Origin of the sequence: Bilifractor sp. LCP19S3_H10 (assembly GCF_052119185.1) — a bacterium.
Lineage (GTDB): Bacteria > Bacillota > Clostridia > Lachnospirales > Lachnospiraceae > Bilifractor.
Genome location: NZ_JBQKFT010000010.1, coordinates 11,949 through 28,933, shown reverse-complemented (window position 1 = coordinate 28,933; position 16,985 = coordinate 11,949). Strand labels below are relative to the sequence as shown.

The window sequence follows — 16,985 nt, the reverse complement described above, 5'->3', positions numbered from 1 at the left end:
CAGACTCAATGTAAATCGAACAGATACTCCGGACCACTCAGGACCATACACCAGTCTGGACAGCAATAAAGATTGACACCTGCCGCATAACCTATATCCCTAATCCCCAATCTGGACGGCAATAAAGATTGACACCTGTCGCATAACCTATATACAATAGGAAAAGCAGCTCCACTTCCCGTCAGGCGCGGCCACCCGCTTCTGCCTGAATACCGGTGACACAGATATCCGGAAGCTGCAGCAGAAGGCAATAGACGAACAGAAAAGAGGTTATATGAACAAACTGCAGACAGACGGAATCATCTTCGATGTAGACGGCACGCTTTGGGATACCACACCGGTTGTTGCCGAGGCATGGAATACCGTGCTGGATTCTATGAACCGGGACTACCGCTCCCGTCATCTTCCTCCCCTCCATCTGATTCATCCGGAGGGCGGCGGTTCAGGCGCGCGGATTAACAGCGAGGATCTGCGCCGTGAATTCGGAAAGCCACTTGAGACTATCGCCGACGATCTTCTTCCGGATCTCCCCGATGCGGAAAAGACTGATCTTCTTCGGCAATGGTATGAGGCCGAGGAAATTGCAATCGACCGCAACCCTCCCGAGCCCTATGAAGGACTGGAACGAACTCTTCAGGCTCTCACAGGAATAGACCCACACAAATCCGGAGAATCAAAAGCCGGTCTGCCCCGCACAAAAGCCTCGCACCAGCTGCCGCCAGGTATTCCCTGCTTCATCGTCAGCAATTGCCAGAGCGGTTATATTGAGCAGTTTCTCCGGCTGACCGGTCTTGGTTGCTATATCACGGCTCATCTCTGTCCCGGAGACACAGACCGACTTAAGGCGTATAATATCTACCGCATTGCTTCTGAATATCATCTTCAGAACGCTCTTTACATCGGCGATATTCAGGCGGACTTTGACGCGACAAGGGAGGCGGACCGTCTCCTGAAGAAAGAGGCCCGGCAGAAACAGGAAAACGAATGTTGCGATTCATCGCATAATGATTGCAAGGCCCCCGATCCCTCCATACGCTTCCTCTGGGCATCCTACGGTTTCGGAAGTGTAACAGATCCGGATGGAATCATCCGGCGAATCTGCGACCTTCCTGATCTGATCATCTCCTCAAAAACGAAGGCAGGTCACATATAAGAGCGCGTGTGAGGCACGCGAAAGAGATAACATTAACATCACACATATACACAGAAAGAAGGATTTTTATGCATTACCAGTACAAAACAAAAGGAACCTGTTCCCAGCTCATTGATTTCGACATCAATGACGGCATTCTCACAAACGTAAGCTTTACCGGAGGCTGCAACGGAAATCTCTCCGGCATCAGCCGTCTGGTCGAGGGCCGCAAGGCAACTGAGGTCGCAGACATCTTAAAGGGTACAACCTGTGGATTTAAAAACACCTCCTGTCCGGACCAGCTTTCCAGGGCACTCCTCGAAGCTGTTGAAAACGCCTCGAAATAACCGAAAAGCAGTCTGTTTCGCGCCGGTTCCTGCAGCCGGCGCGATTTTTCACGCAATCCTGTTTAATTTTTTAAGAAAAATTAGCACTCGCCACTTGACAGTGCTAGTAACAAGTGTTATAACAAAATTGTTCCAAAAAGAAGGAACTCATAAAACAACAATAAAGAAACAATAAAACAATAGCAATAAAACAGTACCAATAACAGTGCCAATAAAATAGCACCAATAAAACAACAAAAAAACAGCAGCAATAAAGCGGCACAAAACAGAAGCAGCACAGAAAGACCGCTTCTATGGAACAGGCTTCCTGAATAGCCGCCTCGTATTACAGAAAATCAAAAACATAAATCAAAAATATAAAGGAGGAATGACTTATGTTACTGCCGGAACTTTTTGGAGATACTTTTGATGACTTTATGGATCAGGCATGGAATGGACGTTGGTTCAACACACCTTCTGCTCCCGCTCACCGCATGAATACAGATATTAAGGAAACAAAGGACAGCTATCAGCTGGAGATGGAACTTCCGGGATACGGAAAAGATGAGGTACACGCCGAGATTAAAGACGGTTATCTGACAGTCACCGCAGCCAGAAACGAGAATAATGACAAGAAGGATGAAAACGGCAGATATGTACGCCGTGAACGCTACACAGGCACCGTGACCAGATCCTTCTATGTCGGTGAAAACATCGAGCCGGAAGACATTCACGCGAAATTTGAAAATGGAATTCTGACTCTCAGTATTCCAAAAGAAGTACCGAAGAAGGAAGAAACAAAAAAGACCATTGCCATCGAAGGATAAAACCATTCTGATCCTTCCTCATTTCCTCGAAGGATAAGACTATTCTGGTCCTTCCTCACTTTCTCACAGAATCATATAGAGTAAAACGGCAGAGCCATCCGAACCGGCATTCCGGTCACGGATGGTTCTTGTCTTTTAAAGTATCGCATTTTTATTAGTATCGCCTTTTATTTTTATAAGTATCGTATTAAAGCCGTATCCGTGAGTCTTTCCTGTGCCGGCTCCGGAATTCCTTCGGCGTCATCTGATATCTCTCGCGAAAAATCCTATGAAAATAGCTGTGATTCTCATACCCCACCGCATCAATGATATCATTTACCGGAAGGTCCGTGTCGCAGAGCAGACCTACCGCCTTGTTCAGGCGTTTCCGCTGAAGCAGTTCCTTAAAGTTCACTCCGGATGCCTTCTTAATCATGCGGCTCAGCGTATGCGAAGGCAGGCAGAGTCCTGCGCACAACTCAGTCAGCGTCGCGGTACGATAGTTCTGCTCAATATATTGGAGGGATGTCATGAGTATCATATTCTCATATGAATCCGGTTCCATCGTTCCTGCCTTCGGAACCGCCTCCAGCAGATACATGAAAATCAGTCCCATCGTGGTCTGATTGATCCGATTCATCCTCTGAAGCATGAAGGGTTCTCCGCCATTCTCCTTCTGAGAAATCAGCGAATAGATCATATTTTCGATCAGATTTTGTATCTGAAGCACATCTGCAACTTTAAAATAAAGGTACTCCCCACGCCTCTCATCCTGTCTCAGCGTATTGACGATGAAATCAGCCAGCACATTGTTTGTTCCGATCATCTCAGAGGCAACATCGAAAAATTCAGGAAGAATCACGAAGTTGATCGCGATATCATTCCTGCCTGCCGGAAGAATCTCATGCCTTGTATACTGATTCAGGAAGAGAAGCTCACCCCTGCTTACCCGAATCTTTTTGCGATTGATGATATGTGTCACAGAGCCCTGACAGATGTACATCACTTCCACATAATTATGCCTGTGCATGGGAAAATGCGCAAACCTTGTATGTGTCCGCACGGTAATCAGCTGACCTGTCTCCAGCAGCTTCGCATAATCAATGGTGAATTCCTCCCCGGAGGCATATAACTTTTTTTCAATTCCGGCTGTACCGTCCAGAATGCGCTGTTCCTCCTCTGTCACTCTGCCAAGCCGATCCAGAAGTTCCTGATTCATTTATCTTACCTTTTTCCTCATTCGGCCCGGAAAAGAGCCGCAGAACCCGAAGAGCCCGCGGCCGCACCTGCAGAGGCTTCCGAGCCATCCGCCGGTGTCATTTCGATGTCGAGATCCACGCTTCCGCTGACTCCATCAACCGTCCCCGTATTCGAGTACTGCCATACCCTGAATTTATACGGAGTGCCCGGCGTCGCACTGTAATTGGAAAACCAGACCGGGAGATCATAGAGCTTTGTCATATCCAGAGTAAACGACTCCCAGTGCAGATTTGTATAGAGCATCGGTTCATAGCCAGCATCCACGATTGCAAGGCTAAAGGCCTTGATATTTTGCGTGAACTGGTCACCGCTGACACCATCGGTCCGCGCAGCGCCCTCTTCCACCGTTTCCATGTCTATCGCAGCCGGAAGATCCAGATGACGTCCGTTCAGCGTATCCGTCACAAATTTTGCCTCTTCTTCCGCCTCTGCTTCATCAATCGCCTGTGAATAAAAATAAACACCGACATCCAGTCCTGCCTTTCTGGCTCCCTCATAATTTGTCTCAAACATAGCGTCTTCCACAAGAGAACCGTCGCTGCCATATCCACGATATCCGATTCTGAGATACGCGAATTCATAGCCGGCATTTCGGACAGCTTCCCAGTCAACCTCCCCATTATGCTCGGAAACATCGATTCCGATACGGCTGGAATAATGATCACTGTCCGTATACGTCATCTTCTGCCCATCCAATGCAAAATCCGCTGAATTGTAGTCGTTATACATATCACTCATTGAATACGAAGTGGAAAAAAGGCGCTCTGACACCTGATTATCCTCTGCGGCGTGGCTGCCGAATGCTGCAATCGCCACAAACGCTGCCGTAAAAGCAACCACTATGCCCGCGAGTATGCGGTTTCGGAGAATCTTCCTCCTCTCCGCTCTCGTCACCCGGTGACGTGCACCGTTTCTTCCCCTTTTTTTCCTGTTTGCTGCCATATGCGATCAGGCAGACGCGATGCCGCCCGTTCCTTTCTTAAATCTTCTCTCACATACCTTACACACAAAAAAGGAGTGTGTCAATCTTGACACACTCCTTTTCAATATCTCTCTTCTGCCGCAGACAGATTCCGTCAGCCCTCGTCGCTGATACCCTGAATCTGATCCTCTGTCTTCGGAACATAATCCGGATGATCGGATGCCCAGAGTTTCTCGGCAACCGGCGCCCAGTTCTTCGCGTATTCCTCAACCTTATGTGTCAGATGGTCAACATTCTCCGGATCTGACATATCGGTTGACTTCGCTCCGGTCGCATGAACCATCGCGCGAAGCTTTGCCGGATTCTCAAGCATCGGACAAGGACGAAGCAGGTTGTCGCTGAACGGCTGTCCGTCATGATATGCCTTGAACAGCGGCTGCTGCAGGCACTCAAGAATACTGTTCTGGTGAATATTCGCCCCGGAATAATGAATGAATACACAGGGCTCAGCGTCACCGTTCGGATTGATGTGGAAGTAAGCCTTACCTCCGGCGATACATCCGGATACCCACTCACCGTCATTCTGGAAATCCATAAGGAAGATTTCCTTGCCTCCGTGGTATCCGCGGACCTCACGGATTCTGTGATACATATACTCTCGCTGCTCCGGTGTCGGAACAAGCTCCATTGTTGTATCATTTCCGGTCGGCATGAAGTGGAAGTACCAGCTGAACAGAACTCCCTTGTCAATCAGGAAATCAAGGAACTCATCGCTGGTAACTGCCTTATAGTTCGCGCTGGTATAGCAGATGGAAGTACCATATGGAAGTCTGTTCTCACGAAGAAGATCCATCGTCTTCATAACCTTATCAAATACGCCTGCGCCGCGGCGGTTATCTGTTGCATCCTCAAGGCCCTCGATCGACATGGAAAGCACGATGTTCTTGCATTCCTTCATGTCATCACAGAACTGCTGATCTACCAGAGTTCCATTCGTGAAGATCATAAATCCGCAGTCCTTATGAGCCTTTGCGAGCTTCACAATATCTTTCTTGCGGACCATCGGCTCTCCGCCGGTCAGAACATAACCGCGGGTTCCCAGTGCCTTGCCCTCGGTGACAATACGGTCCATATCCTCATAGGAGAGGTTCAGCGCACGGCTGTACTCAGATGCCCAGCATCCTACACAGTGCAGGTTGCATGCCGAAGTCGGATCAAAAAGGATGACCCACGGCACATTAATATTGTATTTCTCAGCATTCTTCCTGGTCTCATGATATCCTACATAGCCGGCCTCGAAACCAAATGCCATGAACAGACCCTTTACGACCTCCGGATCAACGTCGCGGAGAATACGATCAAAAAAGTTTGCGTACTTTTCGCCCTTGGTAAACGTCTTTCTTAAATTGTCAAAAGCTTCCGGTTTCCATGTATCTCCAAGGAATTTCTGCGCCGTATCAATAACCTTGATATAGCCATCTTCCTTATTTGCTGTTTTGATTACCTGATTTAATACAAGCTCGAATGCTTTCCTCTCGGCAGCATGCACGATTGCGTTTGGCATCTTATTAACCTCCTGATGAAACATTTATCTGACACTGCAACAATTATAAAATTTCGCTAAAAAAATGTCGAGAAAAATTCCTTCAAATCAGTGGGACAAAATAAGATACCTGTCCAATTAGTGGACAGCTAGCCGAAAACGTCAAATGGCCATTTTCAGCCGTAGCGGCGCCATTTGTTGTACAGATTCATTAACAGGCTTGTCTTTTTAGACGAGTCACGTTGTCAGAACTGGTCAATATTTGCGTGTAGTATTTACACGCAGGCTCAGATGTATCCCCTCCTCCAGGAGCTTCCCCTATGTTTCAGAAGGCAGCTTCAGCAGTCTGTCCATCCTGCAGCCGCCTTATCGCCGCCAGAATCCTACAAGCAATCTGACAGGGACGCATTGCCAGACCATACCGCAGCCTGTCTTCTCCAGACATTGCAATCAGTCTGAAAAATCAAGGTAACGGCTGTCAATGGAGTCTGTCAGTACACGCTTAATGTAAGCCAGATCAAATACTGTTCCATCCGTAATGTAACCGTTGATCCCGTTGGCCTTCGCCTGTTCGTCAGTGTAATCCTTCAGGAGAACCACATGCGCGTCCGCTCCACCCTCTCCGTAGTCCGTAACAATCGGTACAAGGCTCGGATCGATAACGGTAACCTCTGGTTCTGATTCATCTGCTCCGTCGTTGCGGAAACGAAATGTACAGTCAAGCGCCGTCCCGATCAGCTCGTCAGGCTGTTCCTGCGTTGACACAAAATTTCCCAGACAGTATGCGCAGAAAACCTTACGCCCATCGGAAGCTGTCAGCATCTCAGCCGGCTGCACGACATGCGCATGATCACCGATAATCAGGTCGGCGCCCCAGTCTGCAAGGTTCTGAGCCATTTCCTTTTGAAAATCCGTCACCTCATGACTGTCCTCATCGCCCCAGTGACACGCAACAACCACAGCGTCCGCTTTTTCATCCGCCTTCCGGATCTGTGCTTCAATCAGCGAGGTCTCATACAGATAGATCACCCTCTGGTCCGTATCTGACGGCGTATCATATATTCCTCTTCCATCCAGCTCATTCGTCATCTGTGTATACGTCAGAAACGCTATGGTCTTACCATTTGAACAGGTGTATATCGGAATATCATCGTACTTCACTTCAAACTGAGGGCTGAGGCCCGCATCGCTGTAACCCGCAGTATAACTCGTGCTGCCGTCCGTGTCTTTTTCCCAGAGACCGGTTGTCAGGAACTTCGCGCCCGAAGGCATGTCGTTCTGCCAGAACTTCACGGCCGCATTGATTCCTTCCGTTCCAAGATCATAAATATGGTTGTTCGCGAGACTGAAGATATTGAAACCGGCTTTGTACAAATCAATCCCGTCTTGGCCCGGTGTTGAAAACTCCGGATAACCCGACGGCGTGATTTCATTGTTGATATCTGTTTCCACATCGATCCAGTTCACCTCGTGCTCCTGAATAAAAGAGGAAACGCCGTCATACAAATAGCTGAAATCATACGAGCCTCCGCTGCCTCGTTCCTGAGCCTGCGTGAGCATCCGCTCCGATATCAGGTTGTCACCCACGGCAGAAAAACGGACCTCCATGCTGTCTTTTCTGTCATATGCTCTCCCTCCGGATCCTGAGTTCACCGACTCAGACCCTGCAGTCACTTTTTCCTGTCCGGTGCTTGAAGCATCTGTTACACCAGCCGACGAATCTTTTCCGTGATTCGACGAGGACCTCTTTGCAGACATTCGGACTCCGCTCACGATTCCGATCATAGCGACAGCCACAGCTGCACCGGCAACAATCCGGACGGTTTTTTTCCGGAACCTGACGCGCCTCTCTTCCTCTTCGCGGCGGCGCCGCTCTCTCTGTTTTCGTCTCCTCTGCAGCTCCTCCAGTCCTTCCTGCTCATCCTGCTCTATTTCACGGATCTCTTCCTCAAGATCCACCTGTTCAGAGGCGGTGAGCCGTCTGACCTGCTTCTCCCCGTTCGCAGAATCTACGGAATCTCTCATTCTATGATGGTTTTCCTTATTTTCCACCCGTTTCTCTCCCTTTTTTACTCATTTCTCTCGAGCCATGGTTTTCTCTAAGCCCGATGCAGACATCTTGTACGCTCCACACCAGCGGAAATCGCAGAAAAAGATCGTTGACGGCCTCTGCAAAAATGTTGATATCATATCTTCCTTATATTCTATCTCTACAATATAAAACGCACAAGGAGCTCCTTTTTTCAAAATCTCCCTGAGGTAATGAATCTTATTGAATCTTATTCTTCTCTTTATGCTGTATTAAGGTCCTCCGTGCATACTATCAACTGTAAATAAGACACCGCAAATGTGTAAACAGCACATCGAAAAATGGAGGTAACAAATGAATACAAATACGGAAAACAATACCGGAAAAAAGAGAAAAGGTTTTCGTAAAATGATGACTGCCGGTCTCCTGGGCGTGATGACTATGTCCATGGTTGCATGCGGATCAAACGCTGCTACGCAGTCCTCTTCAACGAAGACTCCCGCTTCGACGACACAGTCTTCCTCTTCCGCAGCACCCGCCGCATCATCAACATCTTCTTCGACGACTTCTGTTTCCGGAAACTCTTCCACAAGCGCTAGTTCCGAAAAATCCAGCAAGGAGAACGCAAAGAGCAGTTCATCCTCCTCCACCAAAAAAGCACAGAACAAGTCGAACAAATCTACTGCAAAGAAAAATACACAAAAGAAAACCGCAAAGAGCTCCAAGACAAATTAATCCATGATCCCCGAACATCCGGCCCGCCTGAAATTCCAATGGCAGACCGGATATCCGGGGTTTTTTTAACAAGTCCGTCTATTCTCATTCACCGGAAGTAAAATTTCATATACGCATCCCGGCCGGTCTGTCAGAGAAATGCTGCCTCCGTGAAGCTCCACAATCTGCCGTGCGATGGATAAACCGAGGCCCGTTCCCTTTCCGCTGGTTCTCGACTCATTGCCGACCACAAACGGGTCAAAGATAGATGCCCTGTATTTCTCCGGAATCCCCGGACCGTTGTCTCCGATGAGGACACGCAGATAATTCCGGTCATCTTTCACGACGAGGCCTGCCTCTATGCGAAGCCTTGTTCCGGGTCCGCAATACTTTATCGCATTACCCAGAATATTATCAAACACCCGCCTTAACTGCATCCGGTCAAAGCTGGCATCCATTCTTTCCTCCGGAAGATCTGCTTCCAGATCGAATCCCCCTACCTCCAGCTCCGAATATCTCCCGGCGATATATTCCCGAATATATTCGCAAAGATCTCCCTGTTCCATATTTAACTGAAATCCCGGATGGTCAAGCCGGCTGTAATCACTGAAGCTGTTGATCAGACCTGTGAGAAGCTCTGTCTTGTTCTGTATGATCTCCAGATATTTTCCCTGTTCCTTCTCAGGAATCAACCCGTCCCGCAAGGCGTTGACATACCCCGAAATCACGGTGATCGGCGTCTTCAGATCATGAGAGATATCCGCGATCATCTGTCTTCGCTGATCCTGAAGCTTCTTCTGCTCTTCTTCACTTTTTCTCAGAGCCTCCTCCATAAGATTAAAGGACCGGATTACCTCAAGCATTTCCCTTGGCTCTTCGCCTTCATGGATCTGAATCCAGTTTCCTCCGGCGGTTTCATCAATGGCCCTTGTCAGCTTTCGGATCGGTGCCACCACCCTGGCGGAAAGCCTCCTCCCTGTCAGAATAATCAGAACCACCAGAAGGACAATATAAAGGCCGAAGAAAAAGACAAAGGTCACTCTCTGGGCATTCACGGTCCCGGCAGAATCTGAATTGCTGTGTATCAGAAGATATCGCTGTTCTCCTTTCGCGTTTGTAAATTCGTATTTCTGAATAAAAAGATTATTGCTGTCCGCCTTATAGAAAAGATAATTCATCGTTTCCGATGAAATCTGACTGTTCTTCAAATCCAGATCGCTGTAAATAATCCTCCCGTTTTCATCCAGCATTGCAATTCCGGTAAGCTGATCATCATTATACCGAATCAGAAGAGAGCCTTTCTGTTCTCCGTTTTCCAAAGGAAGCAGATCATATACCACATCCGTGTCAACAACGGGAAGATATTGCAGAATATCCCTGTTGTAAGTATTCCTGTGCCGGGAATCACTCGTATACAGCACCGTAGCTTTATTATCCGTGATTTCAAAATAGCCGCTTCTCCCCAGCGTATTTCCTACGTTAATAGAAGAATAATCGTCATTCTCCAGAGAATCCACTCTCCGGATCAGTTTTTTGATTCCCGCGGGTTCTACCTTCTGCGGCATGAAAATCCATCCCACTCCCCAGAAAATAGCTGCCAGTATCAGTACGATTCCTGCCAGCCGGATGGAATTGTGAAGCACCAGCGTATAGATGCTCCCCTTTTCTCTTGCTATAAACAAATTGATTTTTTTTCGCATAGGCTGTTTCCTATTGTCTTGCCACACCCAGCTTATATCCCAGTCCGCGAACCGTCAGAAGATACTCCGGTTTTTTCGGATCTTCCTCGATCTTATCCCGAAGATTTGAGATATGGACCATGATCGTATTTTCATCATTCTCAAAGTATGCCCCGCGAAGGTACTCATAGATCTGTACCTTTGTATAGACCCGTCCCGGATTCTTCATCAGCAGCATCAGAATCCGGATCTCTGTAGGTGTGACCTTGATTTCTTCTCCATCCTTAAAGAGCTGGAGCGTCTGCATATTGATCTCCAGCCCCTTATACCGGAGAGCCTCCTGATCCCTCACTTCATCGGTCCCCGTGTTCAGATCATAAAATCTTCGGAAGGCTGCCTTTACCCTCGCCACAACCTCCAGAGGATTAAATGGCTTGACCAGATAATCATCCGCACCGAGATCGAGTCCGAGAATCTTGTCACTGTCCTCTTTCTTCGCGGACAGCACGATGATCGGAAGATTATACTTTTCCCTCACCTTCCGGATCAGCTCAAAACCATTCATCCTCGGCATCATGATATCGAAAATTCCCAGATCGACCTTCTCTTTTTCTATCAGGCGAAAAGCAGCCGCCCCATTCTCCGCAGACAGAATCCGATATCCCTGGTTTTCGAGATAAAGCTTCAGCACCTCAATGATATCCGCGTCATCCTCCGCAATTAATATCGTATATTGTTTTTCCTCCATGATCTATGAATCCCTTTCCCTTTTAAAAATTATCATAAGGCAATCCACAGCTTATACAGGATGTGGAACAACGTATCGTGTGAGCATTTTACAGATTTACACTCTGCTCAGCGGTCAATGCGACGGCAGTATTTTTCTCCCGGATCTGTTTCGTGTATTTGGAAGCCTGCTCCTGATAAGTCCGGGACAGTTCTTCCCAGTCGTGATAGGAAGCGTCCATTCTGTGGTCTGTCAGGTCGAAGGCTTTTAGAATGGATTCCATATACGCCGTTGTCTTCTGTGCTCCGGATATGTTTAGATGATCCCCTCCATCCAGAGTATCTCTGCTCCAATCGATCCCGATCTCCTTACTCTTCATATTCATATCGATATAGAGGAGCTTCTTTTCAGATGCAAGCCTCTCCAGACGGTTATGCTTTCCCAATGTATAATTGACCGGGGACGGGGCGCTGTACAGCACCAGACGGATTCCATTTTCCCTGCACAGCTCCACGATTCTGTCAAACACTCTCCCATTCAGCCAGGAGATGGACGTTTCCTTCGAATCCCCCTGCATGTAGTCAGCTGTCCCCTGATACGGTCGGATCGCGGTTCTGATTTCAAACCCTTTGTTGTTCATGTGAACAGGCTCTATCCTCGGCTTTATGATAACATTTTTCCACAGATTGTGATATTGAAAAATCGGAAGAAAGGAGGCCGTCCTGGCCGCTACCAGATCCTGAAGCTGATCCAGATCCTTGCCCGACCGGAAAAGCACATTGGTCTCCATCAGCACCACCTTGGGCTTCTGGGTATGCAATCCGGTCTCCAGCATGGTAAGCGTCTCATTCATGGTCTGACCAGACTGACCACCCACGAAGGCCGTGTAACCGGTATTCCTCCAGATCTGAAGGGGTGAAATCGAAGTATAGCTCTCACTGTCTCCGATGACCAGAACATCGATTGTGTCAGCCTTCTCTTCCTGAAGTTTGACAACGGCCGCATGCCGCTTGAGCGAGCTCATTCCCAGCACGTTCATGGCATACGAATTCAGCAGAAACGATCCAAGAGCCAGGAGCAGAAGCAGTCCGATCACAAACCCTGCTTTTTCTTTGATTGATATTTTTTTGATGTCCATTTTTTGTCTCCGCCTTAGAATCCCGCATAGATCAGATCTACCTGCCGGTACCCAGATCCGTAGGCGCCAAATATCAGCACCGCAAAAATCAGGGCATAAAAGGCAGCCCAGCGCACCGGAAGGCTTCTCTTCGCGAGCACCGCCTTCACGTCTATCTGCTTCTCTTTTAACAGATCTGCCACAAATACAACTGCAATCCCTGCAAGGATCACGATCCAGTCTGCCTTATCGAGTCCCATCTTCAGCAGGGTGCCGTCCCACAGACGCTGTATTCCAAAGTTGCGGAACCCGCTGCGGAACATCGATACGCCCGCCCGCAGACCCTCCGCGCGGAAAAACAGCTCGCCGGTAAAAATGATCAGCCAGGTGCGCAGGATCCGGAAACCGGTCCAGAAGCGTCCGTTCTTTGGAAAACCTGTGTGCCTGTAAAAGGCTTTCTTCGCTGGCTCCAGAATCACTTCCAGCATCAGCAGCACCAGATAATAGATGCCATAGAAGATGTAATTCCAGCTTGCCCCGTGCCAGAGTCCGTTAAACAGCCATACCGGCGTGAGCGCAAGGAAGGACGTGCCGATCTTTGTGATGTATTTTCCGAATTTTTTTCTGGCGAACCGGTTCCACTTCATCGTGAGATCCGAGGTCGTCACCGGATAAAAGACATAGGTCTTCAGCCAGATACCAAGCGAGATATGCCATCTTCTCCAGAACTCCGAAGCGCTCTGTGAGAAAAACGGCTGCCGGAAATTTTCGGGCAGCTTTACGCCGAACATACCGGCGGAACCGATGACGATATCCATGACACCGGAAAACTCCATATAAAGCTGCAGCGCGTAAGACACCGCCGCCACCGGAATCATCACCCCGTCATAAGCCAAATGATTGTGGTACAGCTCGGTAACGATCACAGACAGCCGGTCCGCGATCACAATCTTTTTGAACATGCCCCAGAGGATGCGGGTCACCCCGTCGAATACCCCCTGCTCCGTCACCGGATTTCCGGCTGTCAGCTGAAGCGCAGTATCCTGATACCTGGCAATGGGGCCTTCCATCGTCTGCGGGAAGAAGCCCAGAAACAGTGCAACTCTGCCAAAGTTCCTGTCCGCCTCAAGCCGTCCCCAGTACACCTCCAGCAAATATCCCACCGCCTCCAGCGTATAGAACGAGATTCCGATGGGAATCAGCATATGTCTGAACGGGATCGCCGTCCAGCCGCTCTTCCCGGCCATGGCCAAATTTACGGTATTGATAAAGAAGTTGATGTATTTGAGATAGAGGAGAATTCCGAAGAGGCCGCCTATGCTGACCACAACAAGAAACGTTTTCAGACGCTTCCGGCTTCCGGCACTTTTCATGGCCAGACCTGCCAGCCAGACGCCGGCGGATGTCAGAAGCAGATAAAGAATCAGCTCTCTGCTGCAGAGGAAGAAGTAGATCCATGAAGCAATCAGCAGCACATATTTACGGAATTTCCTTCCGCTCACCTGATACACGATCAGCGAGAGCGGAAGAAACAGCACGAGATAAGGTAAGGTGTTGTATCCCATGCCGTCAGCCCTGCAGTCTCCGGATCATCGCCGCCATTGCCTTGATGGAATTGAAGTTTTCAGGCATCATCTCTACGGCATTGATCCGGACATCGAATTCTTCCTCCAAATCTGAGATCAGGGAGATAATCGCAAAGGAATCCAGGATCCTGTCGTCGATCAGATGCTTTTCTTCCTCATAATTAATACTGTCGTCCTGCTCCATTAAGATTTCATTGATTTTTGACTCGATTTCACTCATGATATTTACCTCTTTTCTAACGGAATGTTTTTCATTCCGGCTACAATGTATTTTCTATTTATTCTTTCTACTACATGGTATTTATGGTTGAATGGCTGAAAGCCTCATCACCCGGATGGAATCCTGACAGTCCTTACAATTCTTTTTCTTCACCTATTCTGTTCTTCCGCTGTTCCATTCCCAGCACTCCCTCGGCTGCCGCAGACATCTGCTCCCCTCACCCTTTGAATAGGAAAAGATTGCCGGAAGCTCATGACTGAGGAACAGGGCCATGCCCTCGACCATGGAATAGGCCCCCACATTTCCAAACGCCAGTATGTCGCCGACCTTCAGCGGGCCGAGATCCTGCTCTGCACAGAGAACATCGTTTGCCGTGCACAGGCAGCCGCAGACGGTCCAGTTGCCATTGGCGGACGGATTGCTCTTCTCCCCGTCCCTCTCTCTGCCGTTCTCCCGCCTCCTGTCATTCTCTGTCAGCACGGTGACGAATGGATGATACATTCCACGTATCTGACCGTCATAGTTCATCTGATGCATTCCACCGTCTGTGATGGCATAACCGGTTTCTCCGCTGTATTTGATGTCGCAGACTCTCGTCACATAGTACCCGCAGGATGCCGCAAAGACCCGTCCCATTTCCATCGTCACGCGGCCCTTCCATGTCATATCCGCAATCGCTTTTCGAATTTCTTTGAAAAACGACTCGTCCAGCTTCTCCGGCTGATCCTCAAAATAACGGGCAGGAATCCCGGGACCGTATTCCAGTTCCGGAATCGTGACGTGAAATCTGTCCTGCAGCTCCAGAAGCAGCCGGTCCAGCTTTTCCAGTTCCCTCACCGGCTTTGCTGCCTTTCTCTTCTGCGAGCCGGAATAATAATGGATACCTGCAATTTCCAGATATGGAGTCATTCCTGCCAGCTCAAAAACTGTGTTCGCGCTCTCCCTGTCCAGTCCGAACTGATTGCCGCTCGTAAGCCGGATATAAACCCTGAGCTTCTCCCGGTGTTTCCTGGCAAGTTCGGCTAACATCGCAAACTGCCCCATCGACTCCACCGTATATCCTGCCTTGCTCCCACATTCTTCCACAATGCGTTTCAGTTCCGCCGGCTTCTTCAGAACACCGGAAATCAGAAGCTTTCCCGGATCGATACCATCCTTTCGGCAAATGCAGTACTCCCCATACGAGCACACCTCGATCCGGTTGACCTCCAGTGCCGCAAGCGGCATCAGAAACGGATTGCATTTCATGGCAAAGCAGAGCTTCGCCGCATTTCCTGTTTCTCTCCGGATCCGTCTGATATTCTCGCGGAAGGTGTCCAGGTCAAAGAGATAAAAGGGACTGTCTGTGACTGCCGCCTGATCTTTCAATACCTTGATGATCTTGTTGTCCATATACTCACCTCATATTCCGACTGACAGCCTCAGGGCATTGCGGTCAATCTTTCCATGTGCACTGAGTGCAAAGGCATCCACCTTCCTCCACTTATTCGGAACCATATACGAAGGCACCTTCTGTTTCAGTTCCTTTCTCACCTCACTGGCGGAAGGTTCTCCCTGATAAAATCCGTAGACGCAGTTGTGATTTTTGTCGAAGATGCAGCAGGCGCGCTGCACACCTGCAATCTGCGCGATGGCATTTTCCACTTCCCCGAGCTCGATGCGGTGGCCCATATGCTTGATCTGGAAATCCTTGCGCCCCACAAAATACAGAAGCCCGTCATTTCCAAAATACCCGATATCACCGGTTCTGTAGATTCTCTCGCCATTACAGACCGCAAAAGCCTGCTCTGTCTTCTCCGGATCGTGATAGTAACCGTCCGCCAGTGACTCTCCGCCCACACAGATTTCACCGGAGACATTTGCGCTGTGGATCTCCCTCTGATCCTTATCGGTCAGGAAAACCTTCCTCCCCGGAAAAGCTGTCCCGATCGGAAGAGTGCTCCCCGAAAAATACCTGGGGACCAGATAATAGGTACAGTTGCAGGTGATTTCGGAAGGCCCGTAAAGATTCACAAACTGTGTTTTCGGAAGAGCGTCCTGCCAGATCCTCAGCTGCGCCATCGGCATGACCTCGCCGCTGAACATCACCTTCCCGAGGTTCACCGGCACCCGGTAGTCAAAGCCTCCGAACTGAGAAATCATGCACAGAGCCGAAACCGCCCAGATCAATATGGTCACCCTTTTCTCACACAGATAATCGATGAGCTGCCGCGGCATTGCAAAGTAGGTTCTCGGCACCAGAACCAGTCTGGCCCCTGTCAGACACGAGGAAAAAATATCCTTCACCGAGACATCAAAGTCAAACGGCGCCTGATTTCCAAGAATATCCTCTCTGCTGATATTGAAAGTCTCCGTGAAGTGTCCGATAAACCTTGCCGCCGCGTCATGGCTCACGGCGATTCCCTTCGGTTCTCCGGTCGATCCGGATGTGAAGACCGCATAAAGCGTATCCTCCGCTTTCGCCTCCTCCCGAATCCTATCCAGTTCCCGCCGCCTGATCTCTCCTTTGAACATGCTTTCCGGTTCCAGGACCTCTCCGTCATAGCCCATCGCAAGCAGCCGCTGCTTCTGCTCCTCTTCTGCAGCCACAACCCGCGCATTCAGCTTCTTTATGATCTTCCGGATCCGTTCATCCGGCTGCGCCGTATCTATAAAAACATAAAACCCGCCGCTGTACAGCACACCGTACAGAAGCGCAAGCGCTTCACAGGATTTTTCCATCATCAGGACCACCGGTTTTCGCTGGCATCCGATTGACGAAAGAACTGTTCCGGCCCTCTGCGCCGCATCCCGCAGCTTCTTCCAGCTGTAATGCCTGTCGGCATCTTCTACTGCGATCTGATCCGGAAACGCATTCACGGTTTCCTCAAATTTTTCCAAAATTGTATGCATATTTCTTTCCTTTTCATCGTTCTTCACACATA

At 49.1% G+C, this 16,985-nt stretch carries 15 protein-coding genes; 4 read left to right on the top strand and 11 right to left on the bottom strand.

Annotated elements, in window-relative coordinates; translation table 11 throughout:
• Window positions 1-274: 274 nt before the first annotated feature.
• The 3 genes from ACTQZS_RS09190 (at window position 275) to ACTQZS_RS09180 (ending at window position 2,285) form a co-directional block, all read left to right on the top strand.
• Window positions 275-1,153, top strand: coding sequence for an HAD family hydrolase (locus ACTQZS_RS09190; RefSeq protein ID WP_441475541.1), 879 nt, complete (start codon window positions 275-277; stop codon window positions 1,151-1,153).
• Between the two features lie 68 nt (window positions 1,154-1,221).
• A complete protein-coding gene (locus ACTQZS_RS09185) occupies window positions 1,222-1,479 on the top strand; it encodes a TIGR03905 family TSCPD domain-containing protein (RefSeq protein ID WP_441475540.1) in 258 nt (85 codons plus the stop codon).
• A 374-nt stretch (window positions 1,480-1,853) separates the two neighbouring features.
• Complete coding sequence (locus ACTQZS_RS09180) at window positions 1,854-2,285, top strand: Hsp20/alpha crystallin family protein (protein ID WP_441475539.1); 432 nt, start codon at window positions 1,854-1,856, stop codon at window positions 2,283-2,285.
• A 187-nt stretch (window positions 2,286-2,472) separates the two neighbouring features.
• Here the strand turns inward: ACTQZS_RS09180 and ACTQZS_RS09175 are convergent, their stop codons facing one another.
• From ACTQZS_RS09175 to ACTQZS_RS09160, 4 genes are all read right to left on the bottom strand, one after another.
• Complete coding sequence (locus ACTQZS_RS09175; protein WP_441475538.1) at window positions 2,473-3,483, bottom strand: AraC family transcriptional regulator; 1,011 nt, start codon at window positions 3,481-3,483, stop codon at window positions 2,473-2,475.
• 17 nt (window positions 3,484-3,500) lie between these two features.
• Window positions 3,501-4,466 carry a glycoside hydrolase family 25 protein gene (locus ACTQZS_RS09170; protein ID WP_441475537.1) on the bottom strand — a complete coding sequence of 322 codons (966 nt, stop codon included), beginning with the start codon at window positions 4,464-4,466 and terminating at the stop codon, window positions 3,501-3,503.
• A gap of 134 nt (window positions 4,467-4,600) precedes the next feature.
• Window positions 4,601-6,010 carry a radical SAM protein gene (locus ACTQZS_RS09165; protein ID WP_441100709.1) on the bottom strand — a complete coding sequence of 470 codons (1,410 nt, stop codon included), beginning with the start codon at window positions 6,008-6,010 and terminating at the stop codon, window positions 4,601-4,603.
• A 429-nt stretch (window positions 6,011-6,439) separates the two neighbouring features.
• Complete coding sequence (locus ACTQZS_RS09160; protein ID WP_441475536.1) at window positions 6,440-8,041, bottom strand: CapA family protein; 1,602 nt, start codon at window positions 8,039-8,041, stop codon at window positions 6,440-6,442.
• 331 nt (window positions 8,042-8,372) lie between these two features.
• Here ACTQZS_RS09160 and ACTQZS_RS09155 point away from each other — a divergent pair, with 331 nt between their 5' ends.
• The gene (locus ACTQZS_RS09155) at window positions 8,373-8,753 is read left to right on the top strand and encodes a hypothetical protein (RefSeq protein WP_441475535.1); all 381 of its coding nucleotides are present in this window, start codon (window positions 8,373-8,375) and stop codon (window positions 8,751-8,753) included.
• 65 nt (window positions 8,754-8,818) lie between these two features.
• Here the strand turns inward: ACTQZS_RS09155 and ACTQZS_RS09150 are convergent, their stop codons facing one another.
• The 7 genes from ACTQZS_RS09150 to ACTQZS_RS09120 all read right to left on the bottom strand — a co-directional run bounded on the left by ACTQZS_RS09150 (window position 8,819) and on the right by ACTQZS_RS09120 (window position 16,953).
• Window positions 8,819-10,432 carry a HAMP domain-containing sensor histidine kinase gene (locus ACTQZS_RS09150; protein ID WP_441475534.1) on the bottom strand — a complete coding sequence of 538 codons (1,614 nt, stop codon included), beginning with the start codon at window positions 10,430-10,432 and terminating at the stop codon, window positions 8,819-8,821.
• Between the two features lie 10 nt (window positions 10,433-10,442).
• Window positions 10,443-11,159: a response regulator transcription factor gene (locus tag ACTQZS_RS09145; protein ID WP_441100713.1), complete on the bottom strand. Its 717-nt coding sequence runs from the start codon at window positions 11,157-11,159 to the stop codon at window positions 10,443-10,445.
• Window positions 11,160-11,247: 88 nt separating this feature from the next.
• Window positions 11,248-12,276, bottom strand: coding sequence for an SGNH/GDSL hydrolase family protein (locus ACTQZS_RS09140; RefSeq protein WP_441475533.1), 1,029 nt, complete (start codon window positions 12,274-12,276; stop codon window positions 11,248-11,250).
• 14 nt (window positions 12,277-12,290) lie between these two features.
• A complete protein-coding gene (locus tag ACTQZS_RS09135; RefSeq protein ID WP_441475532.1) occupies window positions 12,291-13,820 on the bottom strand; it encodes an MBOAT family O-acyltransferase in 1,530 nt (509 codons plus the stop codon).
• A gap of 4 nt (window positions 13,821-13,824) precedes the next feature.
• Window positions 13,825-14,061, bottom strand: coding sequence for an acyl carrier protein (locus ACTQZS_RS09130; RefSeq protein WP_441100716.1), 237 nt, complete (start codon window positions 14,059-14,061; stop codon window positions 13,825-13,827).
• 153 nt (window positions 14,062-14,214) lie between these two features.
• Window positions 14,215-15,453 (bottom strand): diaminopimelate decarboxylase family protein, encoded by a 1,239-nt coding sequence (locus ACTQZS_RS09125; RefSeq protein WP_441475531.1) that lies wholly within the window; start codon window positions 15,451-15,453, stop codon window positions 14,215-14,217.
• A gap of 9 nt (window positions 15,454-15,462) precedes the next feature.
• On the bottom strand, window positions 15,463-16,953 hold the full coding sequence (locus ACTQZS_RS09120) for an amino acid adenylation domain-containing protein (protein WP_441475530.1): 1,491 nt from the start codon (window positions 16,951-16,953) through the stop codon (window positions 15,463-15,465).
• Between the last annotated feature and the right edge of the window lie 32 nt (window positions 16,954-16,985).

Bases quoted from the DNA above. Each gene is read 5' to 3' on its own strand.
- ACTQZS_RS09190 (WP_441475541.1), top strand. From the start codon at position 275: ATGAACAAACTGCAGACAGACGGAATCATCTTCGATGTAGACGGCACG.
- ACTQZS_RS09185 (WP_441475540.1), top strand. From the start codon at position 1,222: ATGCATTACCAGTACAAAACAAAAGGAACCTGTTCCCAGCTCATTGAT.
- ACTQZS_RS09180 (WP_441475539.1), top strand. From the start codon at position 1,854: ATGTTACTGCCGGAACTTTTTGGAGATACTTTTGATGACTTTATGGAT.
- ACTQZS_RS09175 (WP_441475538.1), bottom strand. From the start codon at position 3,483: ATGAATCAGGAACTTCTGGATCGGCTTGGCAGAGTGACAGAGGAGGAA.
- ACTQZS_RS09170 (WP_441475537.1), bottom strand. From the start codon at position 4,466: ATGGCAGCAAACAGGAAAAAAAGGGGAAGAAACGGTGCACGTCACCGG.
- ACTQZS_RS09165 (WP_441100709.1), bottom strand. From the start codon at position 6,010: ATGCCAAACGCAATCGTGCATGCTGCCGAGAGGAAAGCATTCGAGCTT.
- ACTQZS_RS09155 (WP_441475535.1), top strand. From the start codon at position 8,373: ATGAATACAAATACGGAAAACAATACCGGAAAAAAGAGAAAAGGTTTT.
- ACTQZS_RS09150 (WP_441475534.1), bottom strand. From the start codon at position 10,432: ATGCGAAAAAAAATCAATTTGTTTATAGCAAGAGAAAAGGGGAGCATC.
- ACTQZS_RS09145 (WP_441100713.1), bottom strand. From the start codon at position 11,159: ATGGAGGAAAAACAATATACGATATTAATTGCGGAGGATGACGCGGAT.
- ACTQZS_RS09140 (WP_441475533.1), bottom strand. From the start codon at position 12,276: ATGGACATCAAAAAAATATCAATCAAAGAAAAAGCAGGGTTTGTGATC.
- ACTQZS_RS09135 (WP_441475532.1), bottom strand. From the start codon at position 13,820: ATGGGATACAACACCTTACCTTATCTCGTGCTGTTTCTTCCGCTCTCG.
- ACTQZS_RS09130 (WP_441100716.1), bottom strand. From the start codon at position 14,061: ATGAGTGAAATCGAGTCAAAAATCAATGAAATCTTAATGGAGCAGGAC.
- ACTQZS_RS09125 (WP_441475531.1), bottom strand. From the start codon at position 15,453: ATGGACAACAAGATCATCAAGGTATTGAAAGATCAGGCGGCAGTCACA.
- ACTQZS_RS09120 (WP_441475530.1), bottom strand. From the start codon at position 16,953: ATGCATACAATTTTGGAAAAATTTGAGGAAACCGTGAATGCGTTTCCG.